The sequence below is a fragment of the Rodentibacter genomosp. 1 genome, from assembly GCF_001999285.1.
Taxonomy (GTDB): Bacteria; Pseudomonadota; Gammaproteobacteria; order Enterobacterales; family Pasteurellaceae; genus Rodentibacter.
The window spans coordinates 1-3,485 of the sequence record NZ_MLHN01000021.1; the positions used below are offsets into that span (position 1 = coordinate 1).

General features: G+C 40.0%; 2 protein-coding genes and 1 pseudogene. All 3 read left to right on the top strand.

Annotated features, from left to right (window positions below; translation table 11 throughout):
• Positions 1–362, top strand: a pseudogene (locus BKK54_RS10135) (terminase large subunit); the annotation flags it as partial.
• A gap of 9 nt (positions 363–371) precedes the next feature.
• Entirely contained in the window at positions 372–1,757 is a 1,386-nt protein-coding gene (locus tag BKK54_RS10140) for a DUF4055 domain-containing protein (protein WP_077542961.1), read from the top strand.
• Positions 1,723–3,483 (top strand): minor capsid protein, encoded by a 1,761-nt coding sequence (locus tag BKK54_RS10145; protein WP_077542962.1) that lies wholly within the window; start codon positions 1,723–1,725, stop codon positions 3,481–3,483. The genes BKK54_RS10140 and BKK54_RS10145 overlap by 35 nt, the downstream gene beginning before the upstream one ends.
• Positions 3,484–3,485: the final 2 nt, after the last annotated feature.

The following is a 3,485-nucleotide window of genomic DNA, read 5'->3' on the forward strand; positions in this document are numbered from 1 at the left end:
CTACTCGGGAGTATATAACCGGAAAAACTAATGGCGATATGTTCGCTAATGTGAAAGCGCAGGCTTGGTGGGCGGTGAGAGACCGATTTTATAAGACCTATCGTGCGGTTGAGTTTGGTGATAAATATCCTGTGGATGAATTGATTAGCTTAGATGGAGAATTACCGAATTTGGAATATCTGAAAGCTGAACTTTCTCGCCCTCGTGTTGATTATGACAATAATGGTCGGGTGAAAGTGGAAAGTAAAAAGGATATGAAAAAACGTGGCATTCCGTCCCCCAATTTGGCGGATGCTTTGATTATGTGTTTTGCACCATTGGAATACCGAACAATGCACCAAACGCCACTCAGTATTTATTAAGGATTGAAAATGTCAGATGTCTCCAATGTAAGCAGCGAAATGAACGAGTTGCATAAACAAATTCAACTCATTGATGACTTACTGGGCGGTACAGCTCAAATGCGTCATCGAAAAGAAAAATATCTGCCTCAAATGGAACTGGAAAGCGATAAAAGCTATCGTAATCGATTAAATCGATCAACCCTTTACCCTGCTTTGCGTGAAACGCTCTCACAAATGTGTGGGCGGGTATTCTTTAAAGCAATCTCAACAGAGGATATTAATGAAACACTACAGCAAAATTTCTTGCCTGATGTCGATGCTCAAGGCAATAATTTAGATGTATTTTCGGCCCGTTGGTTTTATTCAGCCTTGGCTTATGGGGTTTCTTATGTGTTAGTGGATTACACTCGTACTGAAAATATAAAAACACTCGCAGATGAAAAAGCAGCCGGAGCAAGACCTTATCTAATCGAAATCAAACCGCAAGCCGTGCTTGGCTTTAAAACGGCAAGAATCAATGGCAAGCAACAAATCACTCAATTCCGTTACAAGGAAAACGTGATCGAAGATGATGGCGAATTTGCACTGAAAACCATTGAGCAAATTTGCGTATATGAAATTGGTCGGGTGCGGAAATACCGTAAATTACAAAATGGTTGGCAATTACACGAAGAAGTACAGCTTTTCGCCCAAAACAAACCGCTTGATTATGTCCCCATTGTCGCATTTAGCACGAATAAAACAGGCTTTATGATTGGTGAAAGTCCCCTACTTGAATTGGCTTATCTCAATATCAAGCATTGGCAAAGTCAAAGCGATCAAGACAATATTCTCAATACAGCCCGCGTACCATTACTGGTTCGTATAGGAATGAATGACCAAAATCCCGTTAAAATTGGAGGCAGTTTAATCGATGTTCCACAAAACGGCGATCTTCGTTATGTTGAACATTCAGGCAATGCCATTACTGCCGGTCAAGAAAGCTTGAAAGAACTGGAAAGCCAAATGCGTGTTGCCGGCGCAAAATTACTGGATAAAACTGTATTAGCATTAACTGATAGCCAATCCCGTGACGAACAGGGGAAAGAAATCAGTCAATTAAGGCTTTATGCTAATCAATTTGAAGATGCCTTAGATTTAGTGTTGGAATATGTGGGTAATTGGCTCGGGCTTCAACAGGTCGGTAGTGTAGAAATTAGCGGCAATATCGATAGCGATTTCGATCCAAATGCTTCAATGGATACGGTGATCAAACTGCAAACAAGCGGTAATCTTTCTAAACAATCCACTTTTGAAGAAGCCAAACGCCGTGGATTGATTAGTGATAATCTAAACTGGGAAGATGAACAGGCACGATTGGAAGCAGAGGGATTAAATTATGAAGGTCAATTCAATAAAGAAACAGACGCTTGATGAAAAAATCGCTTATGCGCTGACAGATCGTAAAATTCTCCATTTTCGCTATGATGCTCATCTTCGCCAAGCAGTTTGGAAGCGACTTAATCAAACACAAAAAGCCCTATTGAATCGGATTTCCGCTGCCGGTATTGAAGCCTTACCAAAACGGGAATTAGATAAATTGCTACGAGAGCTGAAAGGCGAAATTACCAATACATATCAAGAACTGACCGCTTACACCGACACGGAGTTAAGCGGTTTTTTTATGACCGAAACAACCGCACTTCAAAAACTCTACAATGAATCAGTTGGTTTTGATTTTTTCAATCAAGTACCGGATTACAAATTAAAAGCCACTCAACGGGCCTCATTAATTGCCGGTGCGCCATTAGAAGATTGGTGGAAAAAACAAGGTAATGATATGGCTTTTCGGTTTGAAACCCTTATTCGGCAGGGTTTATTAGACGGAAAGCAAACCCACGAATTAGTAGGCGATGTAAAAGAGCTAATGGGAACTTCACGTCGCCACGCAGAAACTTTGGTGATTACGGCTGTTGCCAAAACCGCCGACGAAGCCCATCAAGCTTTGCGTGATGAAAATCTTGATTTAATCAAAGGCGAAAAGCATTTAGCAACTTTGGATATGAGAACTTCTGAAGTTTGTCGTGTTCGAGACGGTTTAGTGTGGGATGTAGAGAAAAAGCCAATTGATCACGATATTCCTTACAAACGCCCGCCACTTCATCCGCGTTGTCGCTCTATTTTGCAACTGGTGATGAAATCGTGGAAAGAGCTAGGTTTTGACAATGTCGATGAAATACCCGAAAGCACGCGTGCTTCAATGGATGGACAAGTCAGTGAAAATATCAACTACGAAAATTGGTTGAAAGGCAAATCACCGTCTGAACAGGACGCAGTGCTCGGTAAAGGAAAAGCGGATTTATGGCGGCGAGGGGTGATTACCTTTCGGGATATGTTGGATCAAAGTGGTCGGCCATTGACGTTAACACAGCTGAATGTCGTATCAAGTAGTAATAGATGGAAAGATCATATAAAAAAAATAAATGATATTCCCCTCACATATAGCGAGAAAGCACAAGGCGTAATGAACATTTTCAAAGAAAAAGGCGTAGAATATAATCCCGTTCAACTTTTGAAAGAACCAATTTCTCGTGATGAAATTATTCAAAAAATTTCAGGGGGAGATGAAACTGAAGGATCTTGTGCCTCCTTAGCACTTTCTTACATTGGTAACAGAATCGGGCTTGATGTTACTGACTACCGTGGGGGTGTTAGTTGTGATACTTTCTCAAGAGGAATTAACCTTATGAAAGTTCTTGGTCTTGATGGTGTCATTTTTAAACATTTCTATGTACCGGTGGAATCTAAAGGCGCTGTTCAAGTCTTAAAGAATGAGTTGCTTGAAAATGATAAAGAGTATTTTTTCGTTGTTGGGAAACATGCGGCAATTGTTAGGAAAAACGGCGATAAGTATGAATACTTAGAATTACAGGATAATAAAAATAATGGTTGGTTTAAGATAACTGATAAAGTGCTAAGAGATAGGTTCGGAGCTAATACAAAACATAGCACATTTGCAGGAATGAAAACGAATAGCTCTATTTTATTAGCTGAGGTTGATAGTTTTAAAAATGCTAAGAATGATTTTAGATCTATTTTAGGTTATTTAAACACTGCAACAGATAAGCAACAAAAAGGAGATAGAGGATGGACGAAATAGAA